The sequence below is a fragment of the Pseudomonas marginalis genome, from assembly GCF_008692035.1.
In the GTDB taxonomy this organism is placed as follows: Bacteria; Pseudomonadota; Gammaproteobacteria; order Pseudomonadales; family Pseudomonadaceae; genus Aquipseudomonas; species Aquipseudomonas marginalis.
Window position 1 is genome coordinate 956,752 of record NZ_VTFG01000001.1, and the last position, 15,624, is coordinate 972,375.

General features: G+C 59.7%; 16 protein-coding genes and 4 pseudogenes. 9 read left to right on the forward strand and 11 right to left on the reverse strand.

Features of this window, described 5'->3' with window-relative positions:
* Positions 1 to 6 precede the first annotated feature (6 nt).
* Positions 7 to 645 carry a response regulator gene (locus tag FX984_RS04100; protein WP_027608115.1) on the reverse strand — a complete coding sequence of 213 codons (639 nt, stop codon included), beginning with the start codon at positions 643 to 645 and terminating at the stop codon, positions 7 to 9.
* A 96-nt stretch (positions 646 to 741) separates the two neighbouring features.
* On the opposite strand from FX984_RS04100, the gene FX984_RS04105 reads away from it, so the two are divergent.
* Both FX984_RS04105 and FX984_RS04110 read left to right on the forward strand, forming a co-directional pair.
* Positions 742 to 2,358 carry an ATP-binding response regulator gene (locus FX984_RS04105; protein ID WP_371921645.1) on the forward strand — a complete coding sequence of 539 codons (1,617 nt, stop codon included), beginning with the start codon at positions 742 to 744 and terminating at the stop codon, positions 2,356 to 2,358.
* Between the two features lie 340 nt (positions 2,359 to 2,698).
* Entirely contained in the window at positions 2,699 to 2,881 is a 183-nt protein-coding gene (locus FX984_RS04110; protein ID WP_081744500.1) for a hypothetical protein, read from the forward strand.
* A 43-nt stretch (positions 2,882 to 2,924) separates the two neighbouring features.
* Here the strand turns inward: FX984_RS04110 and FX984_RS04115 are convergent, their stop codons facing one another.
* Complete coding sequence (locus FX984_RS04115) at positions 2,925 to 3,668, reverse strand: class I SAM-dependent DNA methyltransferase (RefSeq protein ID WP_186511833.1); 744 nt, start codon at positions 3,666 to 3,668, stop codon at positions 2,925 to 2,927.
* Positions 3,669 to 3,771: 103 nt separating this feature from the next.
* Between FX984_RS04115 and FX984_RS04120 the strand changes: the two genes are divergently transcribed.
* A complete protein-coding gene (locus FX984_RS04120; protein WP_146476184.1) occupies positions 3,772 to 4,128 on the forward strand; it encodes a VOC family protein in 357 nt (118 codons plus the stop codon).
* Positions 4,129 to 4,186: 58 nt separating this feature from the next.
* On the opposite strand, the gene FX984_RS04125 is transcribed toward FX984_RS04120, so the two are convergent.
* On the reverse strand, positions 4,187 to 5,056 hold the full coding sequence (locus tag FX984_RS04125) for an AraC family transcriptional regulator (RefSeq protein ID WP_092357029.1): 870 nt from the start codon (positions 5,054 to 5,056) through the stop codon (positions 4,187 to 4,189).
* Positions 5,057 to 5,154: 98 nt separating this feature from the next.
* Positions 5,155 to 5,442 (reverse strand): annotated as a pseudogene (locus tag FX984_RS04130) (Rid family hydrolase); the annotation flags it as partial.
* Between FX984_RS04130 and FX984_RS04135 the strand changes: the two are divergent.
* Positions 5,439 to 5,657, forward strand: a pseudogene (locus FX984_RS04135) (LysR substrate-binding domain-containing protein); the annotation flags it as partial. The pseudogenes FX984_RS04130 and FX984_RS04135 sit on opposite strands and share 4 nt — an antisense overlap.
* 44 nt (positions 5,658 to 5,701) lie before the next feature.
* On the opposite strand, the gene FX984_RS04140 reads toward FX984_RS04135, so the two are convergent.
* Entirely contained in the window at positions 5,702 to 6,184 is a 483-nt protein-coding gene (locus FX984_RS04140) for a DUF2867 domain-containing protein (protein ID WP_146476182.1), read from the reverse strand.
* A 198-nt stretch (positions 6,185 to 6,382) separates the two neighbouring features.
* On the opposite strand from FX984_RS04140, the gene FX984_RS04145 reads away from it, so the two are divergent.
* A complete protein-coding gene (locus tag FX984_RS04145; RefSeq protein WP_146476180.1) occupies positions 6,383 to 7,021 on the forward strand; it encodes a hypothetical protein in 639 nt (212 codons plus the stop codon).
* 74 nt (positions 7,022 to 7,095) lie between these two features.
* Positions 7,096 to 7,680, forward strand: a complete 585-nt coding sequence (locus tag FX984_RS04150) for a DUF6630 family protein (RefSeq protein WP_027608436.1) — start codon at positions 7,096 to 7,098, stop codon at positions 7,678 to 7,680.
* Between the two features lie 85 nt (positions 7,681 to 7,765).
* On the opposite strand, the gene FX984_RS04155 is transcribed toward FX984_RS04150, so the two are convergent.
* From FX984_RS04155 to FX984_RS04170, 4 genes are read right to left on the reverse strand one after another with little or no spacing between them, the layout of a single operon-like run.
* Positions 7,766 to 7,963, reverse strand: coding sequence for a hypothetical protein (locus tag FX984_RS04155; protein ID WP_027608437.1), 198 nt, complete (start codon positions 7,961 to 7,963; stop codon positions 7,766 to 7,768).
* Positions 7,960 to 9,915 (reverse strand): FUSC family protein, encoded by a 1,956-nt coding sequence (locus FX984_RS04160; RefSeq protein ID WP_146476178.1) that lies wholly within the window; start codon positions 9,913 to 9,915, stop codon positions 7,960 to 7,962. Before FX984_RS04160 ends, FX984_RS04155 begins: the two co-directional genes overlap by 4 nt.
* Complete coding sequence (locus tag FX984_RS04165) at positions 9,915 to 10,823, reverse strand: efflux RND transporter periplasmic adaptor subunit (protein WP_146476176.1); 909 nt, start codon at positions 10,821 to 10,823, stop codon at positions 9,915 to 9,917. Before FX984_RS04165 ends, FX984_RS04160 begins: the two co-directional genes overlap by 1 nt.
* A 10-nt stretch (positions 10,824 to 10,833) precedes the next feature.
* A complete protein-coding gene (locus tag FX984_RS04170) occupies positions 10,834 to 11,022 on the reverse strand; it encodes a DUF1656 domain-containing protein (protein ID WP_027608439.1) in 189 nt (62 codons plus the stop codon).
* Between the two features lie 117 nt (positions 11,023 to 11,139).
* Here FX984_RS04170 and FX984_RS04175 point away from each other — a divergent pair, with 117 nt between their 5' ends.
* From FX984_RS04175 to FX984_RS33130, 3 genes and pseudogenes are all read left to right on the forward strand, one after another.
* Complete coding sequence (locus FX984_RS04175; protein WP_146476174.1) at positions 11,140 to 11,934, forward strand: AraC family transcriptional regulator; 795 nt, start codon at positions 11,140 to 11,142, stop codon at positions 11,932 to 11,934.
* Between the two features lie 190 nt (positions 11,935 to 12,124).
* Positions 12,125 to 12,808: pseudogene (locus FX984_RS33125) on the forward strand (PAS domain-containing protein); the annotation flags it as partial.
* Between the two features lie 105 nt (positions 12,809 to 12,913).
* Positions 12,914 to 13,348 (forward strand): annotated as a pseudogene (locus FX984_RS33130) (methyl-accepting chemotaxis protein); the annotation flags it as partial.
* 177 nt (positions 13,349 to 13,525) lie between these two features.
* On the opposite strand, the gene FX984_RS04185 reads toward FX984_RS33130, so the two are convergent.
* Positions 13,526 to 14,515, reverse strand: a complete 990-nt coding sequence (locus tag FX984_RS04185; protein WP_027608442.1) for a helix-turn-helix domain-containing protein — start codon at positions 14,513 to 14,515, stop codon at positions 13,526 to 13,528.
* Between the two features lie 7 nt (positions 14,516 to 14,522).
* Entirely contained in the window at positions 14,523 to 15,584 is a 1,062-nt protein-coding gene (locus FX984_RS04190) for an NAD-dependent epimerase/dehydratase family protein (RefSeq protein ID WP_027608443.1), read from the reverse strand.
* Positions 15,585 to 15,624 lie beyond the last annotated feature (40 nt).

The window sequence follows — 15,624 nt, forward strand, 5'->3', positions numbered from 1 at the left end:
CTTGATTCACGTATCGAGCTTGCCCGGCCACCCACTGGCACCGGGAAAGTTACTGAATTGAGCCGCCGCCGCCGCACGGGTGGGCACACCCAGGGATTTAAGCAGAGTGGAAACATGGATGCGTACGGTGAACGGGGAGATACCCAGTTGCTTGGCTATTTCCTTATTGGTCTTGCCCGCCGCAACCAGGCCGAGCACTTGCCGCTGGCGGGCGGTGAGTGAGGCAAGGCTTGGGTCCAGCAGGGGATTTTCGGGGTTGTACTTCACCACGACCTCCCCTTCCCGAATCGCCAGGATGGCTTCGGCAATGCCTGCCGGATCAACGTTTTTGCCGATAAAGCCATCAGCACCTTGGGCGATGACCTGGGAAATAATGTCCAGGTCATCGACCATCGACACCACAATGATCGAGGTGCGCTTGAACTCGTTGCGCAGCTGGCCTATGACCTGCATAGACGTGATACCGGGAAAGCGCAGGTCCAGAATCAACGAATCAACTTCTGCGCCCGCACGCGCCAGCGCCAGTACTTCATCCAGATTGCCCGCCTGCTCTATCATCGCTGTCGGCATAAGCCGTTCTATGGTTCTCAGCATACCTTCGCGAAACAGAGGATGGTCATCTGCCACTATGATTCTGTGCGTCATGTCAAGGTCCATCTCACCTCAGGTCCGGCGCATCGTAACGCAAACTGTAACGCCAGGTTTCAACTTTTAAGCGACTTCTTACCCTGGAGAATCGCAATGAACATGACGGAAAAGAACAGTGAACTGGACCAGGCCACGTTGCGGTTGACGGTCAGCACCTGTGCTTCGCTGTACATCTTTGTGGTGGCCCTCCTTCCTTCAAGTGACTTCGCCACCTATGTACCGATCATGTGGTACATGGCGTTTTTCATCAGCGTGGCAGTCCCCCTGCGCATGGCGATCAAGCGCTGGCCAGGGCACTTTTTCTGGCGCCGATTGTTCGCCATGGCCCATGACTATACCGGCATCGCTTTCGCCATGATCGTGGGTGGAGAAGGCGCGTTGCCGGTTTATGCCGCGTTGCTCTGGGTCACATTGGGCAATGGCATGCGCTTTGGCTCGCGCTACTTGACCGCCGCGACACTCATCGCGCTGAGCATGCTGGTCATGATCTTCATGCTTACCCCCTTCTGGCGCGCACAGCCCTACATGTTCCTGATGCTGATCGTGACCACCATCGTAGTGCCGGCCTATGCGCATATTCTGCTCAAGCGCACTCGCATAGCATCGGAAGAGGCAATCGCCGCCAATCAGGAGAAATCACGCTTTCTCGCCCAGGCCAGCCACGACCTGCGCCAGCCCATCCACTCCATCGGCCTGTTCACCGCGTGCCTGCGGGACGCGAATTTGGGCGGCGAAGAACTGCGCCTGGTAGACAACATCGACCGCTCGCTGCATACCGTCTCTCAACTGTTCCGTTCGATCCTGGATATCTACACCCTCGACAACGGAAAGCTGGAGCCGCAAGCGGAGCCGGTGAACCTGGGCGCGCTGCTGCGGGACGTCGTCAAACAGAACACCGAGGCCGCGCGCTGGGCCGGGGTTCAACTGCGCCTGCGCCCTTGCGAGCACTGGGTGAATGTCAATGCGGGGCTGTTGACCACCATGGTGCAGAACCTGGTGTCAAATACACTCAAATACGCGTCCGGCCAACCGGTCTTGATCGGTGTGCGTCCCAGAGGCAAGGGCTTGGCCATTGTTATCTACGACAAGGGACGCGGCATCGCCGCTGAACATCTGCCGGACGTATTCAAGGAGTTTTACCGGGTGCGCCACGCACGCGACAAGGATGTCGAGGGCCTGGGGTTGGGCTTGTCCATCGTCAAGCGCATCAGCCAGTTGCTCAATCTGGATATCCAGTTGGACTCCCGACTCGGCCAAGGCACCCGCGCCACTATCCAACGCCTGGAAAGCGTCGCGCCGGGCACCGAGACACAACGGCCAGCGCCCACGCAAAGCCGTCTACAGGGTCTGCGGGTATGCCTGGTGGAAGACGATTCCAACGTACTGATGGCGACCTCGGCCTTGCTGGAAAAATGGGGATGCGAGGTAGAAAGTCATAGCGATGGACTGAACGTGACCACGGAATGCGACATCATCATTGCCGACTTCGACCTGGGCCCTAGGATTTCAGGCGCCGAGTGTATCGCCGCGATTCGCGAACAGCGTGGCTGGGAAGTACCGGCCATGATCATGACCGGCCATGAAATCGAGCGTATCCGCAGCACATTGATCCACATGAATATCTCCATCCTGTCCAAGCCCGTGCGTCCGCCTGAATTGCGAACGACCCTGCTCGAACTGACCAAGCATTTCGCCAGGGAAATGAGTTAGCTGGAGGATGTCCATGCCCGGATATATCCGGGTGCGGCGGTGTGTGGAATGCACGCCTATCATTAGCGCGGCTTGCCATTCGCCTGTCGGTTTGCGGCGAGGTAATAGGTCACTTGTCGTATTGATGTCGCTGGCTCCCCGTTATCCAATGCGCCTGAGGAACGTGCTGCGCTGAATCAACGTTGTTTCAGCGCAGGCCGATCCTCCGCTGCCTTGATTCAGATACCGTTCAATTAAGCGTAAGGAGTGTCCCAGCCGAAAGACGGGCGGTTGGTTTTGACAACCGCGCCACCTTGACCGACTCGGGCCACACAGCGATCAAGTGATAGAGGGAGTTTTTATGAAAGACAATATGAAGAAAGTACGTTCGACCATCGCATTAGCATTGGCTCTCTCAGCAGGCCTTGCGTTCAGCGGTACGGCCAGCGCCTTTACTTTTGAACATGGATGGAGTTGCCAGAATAAGTGGTACCAAATGGGACTTATTGAACTGATTGCTTGCGGAGGTGGAGGCGACGGTTGATCTGCCTGGGCCTTTTTCAGGCATATGAAGGAGCGGCAGTTTATTAACGTTTCACACACACAAACAACGCATTGCCGGTCACGCCCGCCCAGGGCGTGATCCGTTCATAGTCATGCTCGAACACCTGCACCTCAAAGTACGGCTGTAACAGCCCCTGCAACTCCGTGAAACTCAGCGCCACCATGGTGTGCTCATCCTGCCAGGCCTGGGTCACACCCGCCGTGGTCTTCTCGATACTCAGGCGCAGCGCCTGCTGCTCCCCTTCTCCGCGGTAATGCCAGCCGGAGCCAAAGGTGAAATGACTGCCTTCAAACTCCACGCTATGGCGTACCAGCAAGCGGTTGTCGATATGCAGTTTGTCCACCGCGTTGAAGCAGAACACGCCCTTGTCGGCGAGTGCGTCGTGCACGCTGGCGAGGCAGGCGCGCAGTTGGGCCAGCCCGGGGTTGTAGTGGGTCGAGTACAGGAAACAGGTGATCAGGTCTTGCGGTTCGTCCACCTGGAAGCCGGCCATGTCCTGGCGGCTGAACCGTGCCTCGGGGCAACGCAGTTGGGCGAGGTCCAGCATCGGTTGGCTGATGTCCAGGCCGGTGCTGCGGTAGCCGAAGTCGAGGAAGTGCCGCACATGGGGCCCGGTGCCGCAGGCAAGGTCCAGATGGCGGCGCCCCTCATTGCCGAACAACTGGTGCAGGCGGCGCACGCTGTGGCTCTGCGCGCGGTAGTCGATGTCGGCGCACATTAGGTCGTAGTAGATGGACAGGTCGGTGTACAGCGCGTTGGAGGACATAAGTGGCCAGAGGGTTCGGCGGGAATTTCGCGCCGGCATGGTAACCCAGTCCTGGGTGTAAACCGCTACACTCGCCCCTCAACCATCCGCCAAGGAGGCAACCATGAGCGTTCGCGGTCAAGACCGACAGATCGACAATATCGAGTTCAACGTGGGCGACATCGCCCGCAGCAAAGCCTTCTACGGCGCGGTGTTCGGCTGGGCATTCGTCGACTACGGCCCCACCTACACCGAGTTCAGCGATGGCAGGCTGACCGGCGGGTTCACGACCGCAAAGCCCGTTCGACCGGGTGGCCCGCTGGTGATCCTGTACGCGGATGATCTCGAAGGCACGCAGCAGCGGCTCAAATCCGCAGGCGCCGTGATCAGCCGCGAGACCTTTTCGTTCCCCGGTGGCAGCAGGTTTCACTTCATTGACCCGGATGGTTATGAACTGGCGGTGTGGACCGCTCAGCCGTAGCTGGCCGCAACACCAGGCGTGGAAGCGCAGTCGCGCTCCCACAGGCCGGCGAGCGCCGCTATTGCAACGGCACATAAATATCGGTCTGCCATTGATCCTGCGGTGTCTCGGGGAAAATGCTCAGGTATTCGAAAAACAACGGCTGGTCCCGAAGCTCCTCGCCGCTGCCAGGCAGCCAGTCGCGGTAGATCGGATAGATCGACTCTGCGATGTGATCCGGCGAACCCACATGACGCACCACCACACAGCGCCCGCCGGGGATGACGCGTTCAGTGACGCCGAACTCATTCGCGGCCAGCGCCTGGTGAATCTCGCCGCAAATGGCAAACCGGAACTCGTCGGCCGGGGTCGTATCAGGATTGTCGAAGGGAATACCGAAGCTGCGACTTGAAGCCACCGGCGACTGCCCGCTGTGCATGCGCCACGCAATGAATGTCTGCACGCTTTCATTCACGCGCCCTGGGGCGCCGCGGTGCTCGAATGCGGCCACCTTGACCGCAGGAAACTCCACAATTCGTACCTGCATGATGATGCTCCTGGAAAAGTAAGGGACGCTGAATACCCCGCGCCAGAGCTGCCAATCCGGTCGTTTCCGGAATGCGCTCGGCGCCATGCCGAACGCTCGCCTGAACGCCCTGGCAAAGGCTTCAGGACTTTCGAAGCCGGCCCCCAGCGCCGCCTCCAGCACCGAATAATCAGCGCGGGAAGACAAGTCATGTGCCGCGCGGCGCAGGCGCATCAGTTGCACATAGCGCGCAACCGGCATGCCCACGAACGCGGTGAATTGCCGATGGAAGTGAAACACCGAAAAATGCGCCACCTCGCTCAGCGCCTTCACCGACAAGTCACCTTCAAGATTCGCGTCGATATAAGCGAGTACGGCGTCGAAGCGCTGTGTGTAGGCGGCGTTGCCTGGCAAGTCAGACACGGGTTGCAAGCTCCGGGATAGGCGTTGGACGATAGGATCGACTATACCGACAGCCTGCGCCTAGCCGTGCTTGCTGAGGTGGATGTGCCAGCACGGATTCACAAAGGAAGCCTGGCAATCACCTTGATCTCGAACTGGTACCCATACAGCCACGTAACCCCCACGCCAGTCAGCGTCGGGTGCGGCGCTTCGTCCCAGAACTCCGGCACCACCTTCCAGATCGTCTCGAACCTGGATTCGGGATCGACGATAAACACCGTCACATCGATCACATCGTCAAAGGTGCAGCCGGCAGCCCCCAGGATCGCATTCAGGTTGTTGAACGCCAGACGGACCTGATCCTCCAGATCGGGCTCGGGCGAGCCGTCTGCATGGCTGCCGACTTGGCGTGCTGTGGTTGCCCAGCTACATGTCGAAAGCCTTCGAGGACCGGGGCGAATTAGTGCCCTTGTTCAAGGACTGGCACCTTGATCCGATGCCGCTTTACGTGGCCTTTCCGCCGAACCGGCATATCAGCCTGAAGCTGCGCGTGTTTATCGAATGGGTGGCTGAGTTGCTGGCCGTGCATGCGCCTGTCAGTGGGCGACAGGATGGGTGCTGATGGACGCGTGTATGGGTTCGCTGATCGACCTGAACAACCAACCTCTACGGCCTTTCAAGGCTTCTCTTCAGTCGGCGCAGATGACTACTGACGATCACTTTATGGGCGAGCCCTACCGGTAACATGTAGATGCGTCCATAGAGGTTATGCGTGACGACCGATGATGTGATGGTGAGCACACGATCTGTTATCGAAAGGCAGATCATGACATCCAGATGCCTGTCACGCTCGGTAAGAACCAGGATATCGGAGGCGCTGTGCTCCACCAGAAAGAAATCCAGGTGTTCGCCTGCGTGTACCGTTTTTCGCGCAACGCCGGAGAACCCGCCGATTCGCCTCACACCGAATAACGAAGAAATTGCGTCCCTTATTCGGAAAGCCAGCCGCATGGCCAGTCCCGGCTCAGCCGTTGTGATGTTCCACGCGTCAAGCATGGTGATTTCAACGGGGAGCTGAACCGACCTAATGTGGTAGTAATCGAGCTCCGACAGTGCACGCAACGTGTGGGCTGGTGATGTGATAGGCAATTTTCATCCCGTCCAGTGGGCCAATTTTCATTCCCGATAACATCCGAGGCTGAGTGTTATGCGGCTATGTTACGTCAATGTACAGCCGCCATGAACGTCCCCTCCCTGTCCCTTCCCCTGTGTATCGCAAGTGGGCGAACATATCCCCGCCATAGTATGGTTGCGGCCCCCAACCCTCACAGGATATGAAGGTTACCCATGCGTTTACTGTTTCCCCTGGCCGTCAGCTTGACGCTGATCGGCTGCGCCACCACCAAGACCGACGTTCGCAACGAAGCACACATCAGCCGATATGACCCGACCACTACCGCGCGTGTCCGCCTGATCACCGGTGACACCACCCACGCCGGCTTTATCAGTGGCCAGACCTGCGAGATGTTCTACAACGAGTCCCTGCTGACCAAAACCCCCGAAGAAGCCGGATGGCAAACAGCCCATGTCGACTCGGCGGGGCTCTACCCTTTCCGGGCGACAGACCGCCAGAACAGCGTGATTGGCATGCCTGCCAGCAAGGCGAGCAAAGCCATCAATCAATCGCCCAAGGTGTTTGACGAACATGTCATCCCGGCCGGTAAACCCTTTATTGCAGGGTTCGCCATGGGGGGATCGCAGCTATCCTGCTTTCCCGCGCCCGTCACGCTTATCTCCGAGCCCGGTAAAGACTATGAAATGGAACTTCAAATGATGAAAATCAGCACGTTCAAGGCCGGCTGCGTGATTGCCGTCCGCCAGCTCTCCACCCAGGCCGACACCACCGTAGAAACGCCGCTGAGACCGCAGGTGTGTGCCAAAACACCGTCGGGCTGGTACACCGTGACCCCAGCGCCCTTGCCTTGATCGCCCCTGGGCAGTTGTTGAACGGCAGTTGCATTTGACTCAATGGTTTTCCTCACACTCATACAGGGACAGACATGGGCATTTTGGATCGATTGTTTGGTGGACGCTTTACCATGCCTCCTCCCGAGGAAACCAACCTCAGCGCTTCAGCGATCATGAAAGAGCTGCGGCCCGAGCGCAGCGACCCCTCCCAGAAAAAAGCCCTCGAAGCCTTTGCCCAGGCGCTGGTGGCGACCACGGCGGAAAAAGAAGGCGCCAGACTTGTCCGCCGCGTTATGCGCAGATACGCGATGGGAGATGACCCCTGCAGTGCCCTCACCGAAGGTTTCCTGAATGACGCCAAGGGGCAAAAACTCGAACACCTTGTACTCCTCAGCGTGGATTGGAGGGGCTATGACGTGTTTGAGTATCTAGCGCCCTTTCTGGTCAGCGCCAGTGGCTTGAAGACGCCCTACGCCTATGTACGGGAAAACGCTACCTCCATGCCACAGGTTCTCGATAACTTTGATCAGTGGCTCGCCCGGTTCGGTAAACGGTTTCTTCACCTGGATTCCGGAGGTGAAAATTACGACGGTTTCATTGTTGACACGGATCGACTCGAAGACGTTATCGAGCTGGCTGGACGAGCGGGAATCCACGTGCGTCTTGAGAGCTTCTGACTCTGCGGCGGGGTGAGGGGCTTCTGCAGAACCTGTTCAATCAAGCCCTCGCCCGATGAATGTCCCTGCCCCGGCCGCTATCCGATCAGGTTTTCCCTTTCCCGATCATTGCGGCCTTGGACCTGGAGCCCTGATCCCCCCTCGGGCGTTCAGCCCGCTGTTTTTGCTCCTGCTTGAATTGCTGCTGCCAGCGCGCCAGCGCCTCAGCCCCGTCCGATGCCTGCACGGCCCATGGCGTCGACGCGATCATGCCGAAAAGCGTCCAGATAAGGAGTTGCTTCATTTCATCTCACCTTGGTTGTTTGAACTGGAATGGATGCGGATATCCGCGTTGGTAATGCTTGAATAGGTGTCGAGCAGCCCGGCTAAATCCTGGTAGCCAGCCGCCAGAGCGTGAGCCCCCAGCCGGGTCAATGATCTCGACGTCCGACGTGCCTGAGCCGCGCTGATCGCGGGAGTGGAGGCATACCGTGAAATACGCCGCTCGCCCCTTTGCGCACATTTGGCGATTGCTGAGTCAGGTTCCAGCTCCCGTGTCTGGCGTTGCAAAGTCAGCAGCCGGCGGCTCAATTGAAGGGACACAGAGCCGGCGCCGCCCGCCGGTTGGTGACCAGCGCCCAAGAGTGCCTGCAAGGCAACCAATCGGTGCTGTTGCCGGGCCTGCCACTTGAGCAGGTCCATGCGGCGCCCGTGCCGGAGTAAGCGCCGGGTGTCCCTGTGCAGCGCCTGGGTCAGGACGTGTACATGGCGGGCGGATTGCCCCGGCAGTAGCTGGAAGGCCAGCAGGCAGATGGCAAGCGCTACCAGCCAGGCGAGCGCTTGATTGGCGAAGTCCGTGAAGTCGTACTGGGCCGTGCCGCCGGTGCCGACGAGGGTGTTGAACGCGATCAGGTAGGCAATGCCCTGCAAGGCGTGGCGCGGCCGGGTGGTGGCATGAATGCCGACGGTCCAGAAGGCGATCAGCACGACGCTGAGCAACGCGAACCCGCTGATGTGCGGCAACACCAGGAACTTGCACGCCGCTGCCGTTACGATGCCGTACAGCGTTCCCTCGAAGAAACGGCCGATGCCTTGAGCGGGCGCCGGGCTGGTGGCCAGCAAGGTGCAGCACGGGCCCAACACTGCCAGCAAGGTTGGCCCCTGGTCCCAGGCGCTCAGGTACCAGACCGCAGCGGTAGCAAGCGTGGCCGCCAGGGCGCGTAGACCGTTGCGCAGCGCGTCGCCGTAATGGCGGTGGAACCCCACGGCGCGGGCCGGCGTCCGGGGCGCGCGCTCAAGGCAGGCAAAGCTCAGCAAGGCGCTGGACAGGTCTGCCAATTGTTCACTCAAGCACTGCTGGCTTTGACGGTTTTCATGGGCCTGGGCGAGGCAGTGCTGCATCTCCCGGACATGCTCGGCTGCCGCGGAAAAACCCGGCTTTGCGTCGGCCAGCTGTTGCAGTTGCGCGCCCATTCGAACGAGGGAAGGCAAGCCACCGTGGTTGAGCGGTGACTCGTCCAGGATCACCCCGTGCACATACGCAAGCCCTGCCTGCAGGGTCGCGAGCCTGGAACGGATCAGGCGGGACTCACCTCGGCCGATCCCGAGAAGCTCGTCCACCTTACTCACCTCGATGGCGAGTTGGCCCTGCGCACTAGCCAGTTGCGCGCCCTGCTCCCCCTCAATTCGCAAGGCCAGCAATTCCAAGGTACGGGCGGCGATGTCCTCAAGCGTCTTGTTCAGTTTGGACTCGACGGTCTTGCGGCTGAACAACGTCGCCACCAGACTCAGGCTCAACACCCCGAGGACCACGGCCGTGCCCCGCGCCACGATATGCTCGAAACCTTGCTGCGGGGCGACAATGGCCGGGCCCAGGGCAAGGCAAACCGTATAGCCTGCGACCACTGCCGCCGTGGCCTGGTAGTGCCGAAGCACGGTCATGGCACCGACACAAAGGCCGAGCCACACCCCGATCCCGAGGATGAACAGCAGCATTTTTTGCGCGAACAGGCCGGTCAGGACCAGGGCGGCGAGCAACCCCACCAGGGTTCCCAGAACGCGATTGAAGCCCTTGCCGACCACCGCGCCCTGCAGCGGATGGATCAGCAGCAACACGGTCGAAGCCGCCGAGAACGGCGCCTCCAGGTGCAATTGGAAGCCCAGCCACAGGGCCAATGTCGCCGCCGCAAGACTGCGCAGCACATACCCCGAGGTCTCGGGCGACCATGCCCCGAGCATTCGCAGTGCACCGGCCATCACATGAAATCCTGCAGCCACTGGGTAAGCCGCCAATGGGGGGCGGCCCCCGCCTCGGCGACCTCGATACTCGCGGTCATCCCCGCCGCCAGCTCCACGCCCGGTGGCACCTTGTCCAGCTCAATCCGAACCGGCACACGCTGGGCCAGGCGTATCCAGCTGAACGTAGGAGCCACCTGGGGCAAGCCGCTGTTACTGCGCAGCTCGTTGCCGTCGGCAATGCCTCTGCCGAGACTCGCCACATGCCCTTCAAGCAGCGGTGCAAAGCCCATGAGCTTGATGGACGCCGCGGCGCCCACGCGAACACCGGGCAGCTTGGTCTCCTCGAAGTAAGCGGTGACCCAGAAGCTATGGCTGTCGACCACAAAGATATTGGTATCGCCCGCCGCCGCGTAGTCACCCGGCTGCAGCCGCAGCTGGGTCACATACCCGTCGACCGGAGAACGAACCGTCGTACGCTGCAGATCCAGCTGCGCGTGGGCCAACTGGCTCTGGGCCGCGTCCAACCGCGCCCTGGCCACCGCCAGGTCCCGGGCCGCATTGTCGGTCTCCTCCCGCGCAATCGCATCGCCGAGTTGCTGGCGACGGCTGAGCTGTGAGCGGCGCTGTTCGAACACACTGCGCGCCTCGGCAAGCTCGGCCGTTCGCTGTTGCCGGGCCAGCAGATAGGCGCTGCGGTCGATCTGATACAACAACGCGCCCTTGGCGACCCACTGGTTGTCCTCGACCAGCAGTTGTTCAACCTGGCCGGACACTTCGGGGGCAATGCGGATGACTTGCGCACTGACCCGCCCGTCCCGTGTCCAGGGGGCCAACTCATAGGCGCGCCACAACTGCGTACACAGCAGCAGTGCGGTCAAGCCGAGCACCAGGGTGACGAGGGTCTTGAGCAGGTGTTTGATCGTCATCGCCCGCGCCTCAAAACTTCAGCACAAGGATCGAGAGAACGATCAACGACATGCAGAAACGCGCCATGCTCGGGTGCCAGGCCCAGTCCAGCCAGGGCCGCATGATCCGCTCCAGCAGTGCGTAAACCACGGCGGTAACGCCCAGGTAGAGCAAGAAAGGCGGCAGGTAGAGGTGGGCAATCGTGATTTCGCTCAGCATCGTTGAATCTCGCAGTCGGCAATGGCCTTGCTGACGATGGTAGGGACTGCAAGGCTGTGCCGATATTGAGTATGCTGCCAAGATATAATCAAATTCAGACAATCGAGGTGGCGCGACGTGGACGAGACACATCTCTACGGGGTGGATCAATTCGAACTGGACAGTTTCGACCAGCCCGCAGTGGCGTTGATGCTGGGGAGTCAGCGAAACGACACCGAATTCCCCGTCCATACCCACCGCAAAGGCCAACTGGTAGTGGCGTATCACGGCGGCATCGTATGCACCGTAGAGGATGGCGTGTGGATGGTGCCGTCGGGGTTCGGCGTATGGATCCCGGGCGGTATTGCCCACAGCAACCGGGTGACCGCCAACGGCAAGATCGGCTATCTGTTCGTCGAGCCCGGTGCGGCCGCGCTACCGCACACATGCTGCACGCTGGTGCTGTCACCGCTGGTCCTGGAATTGATCCTGCACCTGAGCGCCCAAGCCCAGGACTATCCGCCGGCGTCCGCCAATGCACGCGTGGCGAGCGTGCTCCTCGAACAGTTGGAACTGGCCCCCTCGGAACAGCTGTACCTGCCGCTTCCGGCCACAACGCAGCTGCGTTTCATCGCACGGGGGTTGGCCCAGGCCCCGTCAAATCGCTGCACCATGGCCCAATGGGCACGCCAGGTCGCCATGAGCGAGCGCTCCCTGGCGCGCTTGGTTAAAAGCGAAACTGGGCTAACCTTTGGCCAATGGCGCAAGCAATGGCAAATCATCGTGGCCTTGCAGAGCCTGGCCGAGGGCGAATCCGTGCAACGCACCGCCGAAGCCCTCGGGTACGAGTCGGTCAGTTCGTTCATCAGTATGTTTCGCAAGACTCTGGGCTCGCCGCCGGCGCGGTACATGCGGCGTACCGCAACGCGTTAGCAGGGATCCGGCTGGCTGATGAAGCTTTACCCGTCGAACGGTCTAAATTTGCAGAATGACGTGCCGATAGGCTGGATGTAACCCAAGGAGGCGGTTTCCCATGTTCAATACAAAAGCCAAGAACCAGCTTCACGCCCAGGCAGCCGAGCTGTTGGAACTGCGCCAACTGCGCGATGGCCTGAACCGTGAAATGCTGACGTTGAGTATCGACTCGACATTCAAGATCACCGCATGCAACGACAACTTTGCCAAGTCGTTGGGCTACACCCCGGAGCAACTTCGAGGCCGTGCCATGGCCGAGATCGTGCCGCAGTACGTCTCCAAGCTGCCCTGCTTTCATAATTTTCGAGCGGCGGTCGCCGCTGGCAAGTCCATTACCGACGATTACCGCTACCTGCATGCCGACGGCTCATTGATATGGCTGCATGCACATTGGCAGCCGATTACGGATGCGAGCGGCCAGCTGAGTCATGTCACCTGCTATGCAACGAACATTACCGCCCGGGTAGAAAAAGCCTCGGAAAACACCTCTTTCATCCAGGCATTGCTGCGCTCGACGGCGGTGATCGAGTTCGACCTCTCCGGGCATGTCATCACCGCCAATGAACAGTTCCTGCACGCCATGGGCTACAGCCTGGAGCAAGCCAAAGGCAGCCACCACCGGATTTTCTGCAAGCCGGAGGAAACCTCGTCGCAGCACTACAAGGATTTCTGGGCAACCCTGAACAGGGGCGAGTTTGTAGCCGGCCGATTTGAACGCGTTGACAGCCGCGGCCAGACCGTGTGGCTGGAAGCAACCTACAACCCGGTGTACGACACTGAAGGCGCACTGTGCAAGGTGGTCAAGTTCGCCACGGTGGTCTCCGACCAGGTTGCCCGGGAACAGGAAGTCAGTGGCGCGGCGCAAACCGCATTTGAAATTTCCCGGCAGACCGATGTCAGTGCCGAGCGCGGAGCCGTGGTGGTCAACGACACGATGCATACCATGCATAAAATCGCCGCTGATATGCAGGCGGCTGCCGGCGGAGTCGAAGCCCTCGGAAAACAGTCACTGCTGATCAGTTCGATCATTCAGACCATCAGCAGCATTGCCCAGCAAACCAACCTGCTGGCATTGAATGCCGCGATTGAAGCCGCCCGTGCAGGCGAGCAAGGCCGAGGCTTTGCGGTGGTGGCTGATGAAGTGCGGCAACTGGCCGGGCGCACCAGCACGGCGACGGAAGAAATCGCCTCGGTGGTGCTGCAGAACCAGAAACTGGTGGATGAGACCGTCGCCGAAATGGCCAACAGCAAATCCCAGGCAGAGCAAGGTCTTGAACTCGCCACGCAGGCAGGCCAGGTCATTGTGGAAATTCAGGACGGCGCCAAGCGGGTGGTCGACGCGGTGGGCAGGTTTGCGAATCAGGTGGCTTAGCTTGCCCGCAGTGGCGCAGGCGAATTCGATAGCGATGACATAGCAATCAATGGTGGCCACTGTGGGGCTGTCTTTTGAGGGTTGGATGCAAGGGAACTATTTGCTGTACGCCTGCCCCAGATTCAATGCCTGGGATGCCTGCAACAACCAGCGACTAAAGTGGAGCTTTTTTTCGGATCAATGCTTGTTCTCATGGCGCAAGCGTTCCGGTGTTGTCCCGGTCCAGCCGTGAAAGGCGCGAAAGAAAGAGTTGGGGTCGTCGTAACCCAGCAAGAATGAAATCTGCGTGTAAGGCAGCTCTGAATTGCGGATGTAATGGCGGGCCAACTCTTCACGTAGTCCGTGCAGGACTTGCGAAAAGCTTGTTTTCTCCTCGGCGAGTCGTCGTTGCAAGGTGCGCCGACTGACTGCAAGTTTGCGTGCGACCTCATCAGCACCTGTAATCCCACTTGGCACCAGCTCAAGCAGAACACTACGCACTTGGCTGGCTATGGATGAGTCTCTGGTCAGCTCGGCCAGCCGCTCCTGCAGCTTCGGCTCGAACAGTGCCCACATGGCCTGGTTTTCTGTAATAAACGGGCGCTCGGCGTCGGCGCGGGAAAACTCCAGGCCAATGCTGTCACCTAACTCCAGGGTACAACCAAAGAACTCTTCGTATGCCAGTTTCGGTTCGAGCGTCCTGGGGGAAATGACACGCAGCGGCACGACAACCTGTCGCGTCGCCATGCGTGCAATCTGGACGAAATAACCCAGTTCCACAGCGATCAACGCGGTGGCGGGCTGCTCGCTGGTCGCGCCGAAGTGGATGCCCAGGCGCAGCCGCTCCGGGTGTACCTCGATGTCCAGGTGCATTGGACCGATCAGGGGTTTGAATTGCTGAATACGCTGGGATGCGACAATCAGGTTGGGGCTGCAAAATGCCGCGAAAGTCGCCGGGTCGAACATTTCTGCTGAAAAATTACGCAGTATGCGCAGCGGTAACTGCGCATCACCGAGCAATATTGTCAGCGTTTCCCATAGCCGAAAGTAATCCGCGCTCGCCAGGCTGGCATCGCGTCGTTCGAACAGGTCTTTAGGCAGTTGCGCCATAGCCAAGAACTCGCGGACCGGGACGCCCAGGTCTGCGAGCAGTACCTTCCAGCCTGACGAGACGGAGAATCGTTCCATAATGTGATCAACGTGCCTTTATGCGGCCACTTTCTATCAGCTGCGCGAAGAAATCATTCATGGAGTCCTGCATCGGACGATAGCTCACACCCAATATCTCACGGCTGCGACGATTGTCCGCTCGCCATGGCAGGTCAACATTCAGGCTGATCATTTTGCGCGTGAGTCCCTTGTTCATAAGTGGCCCGACCGTCCAGACCAGCCACTTGGGCAGCTTGCGACGAGGGATTGGATAGCGCGCACCATAGCGTTCCAGCAGCGTCTCAGCCATCTTCAGGAAGCTGGTGTTATGCCCTGATACGATGAAGCGCCCTTTGGCCTCTGGGACAAAACCGCCCCGGAAGTGGGCCTCCGCAAGATCCCTGACATCGACGACACCGAAGCCGATGTCAGGCACGCCCATCTTCAGGGTGCCGTCGCCCATCTGACGAATGAGGTTGAAGCTTTCGGAGGTACCGTTGGGGTTCACTCCTGGCCCGATCACCAGCGAAGGGTTGATGGTTACCAGGTGCCAGCGATCCTGTTTCTTTGCAATGGACCAAGCCTCTTTTTCCGCCAGCAGCTTCGAATAGGAATAGGCCTGATGATCGACCGAGGAGCTGGTGTTCCAGATTTCTTCAGTGAACAGCCCTTCTGGGGTCTTGGCCAGGTCGGCATTGTCGCCATAGATGGCGGCGCAGCTGCTAGTCACCACAACGCGCTTTACCGAAGGCGTCCCATTGGCAGACTCCAGAACATTGCGCGTGCCGAGTTGAGCCGGCTCTATCAGTTCTTTGACCGGGTCCTGAATATCCAGGGTGAAGGGCGAGGCGGTATGGAACACGACTTCGCAGCCTTGCATCGCCTTCTGGTAAGAGCCCGGCGCAAGCAGATCTGCCGCGAAGAAGTGGATAGTGCCCGGCATGCTTTCAGCCAGCGCAGCCAGAGGGTGCAGTTTCGATGCATCATCCGGGTCACGGACGGCAGCGTGCACCGTCAAACCTTCTTGCAGCAGGCGGCTGACCAGCCAACCGGCCACATAGCCCGTAGCTCCAGTGACCATTACAGGTTTGGTTTTGTCGATATGCATATCAGGCTCCTGGCTCAGATTTACCCTCAGCTTGCCTGCT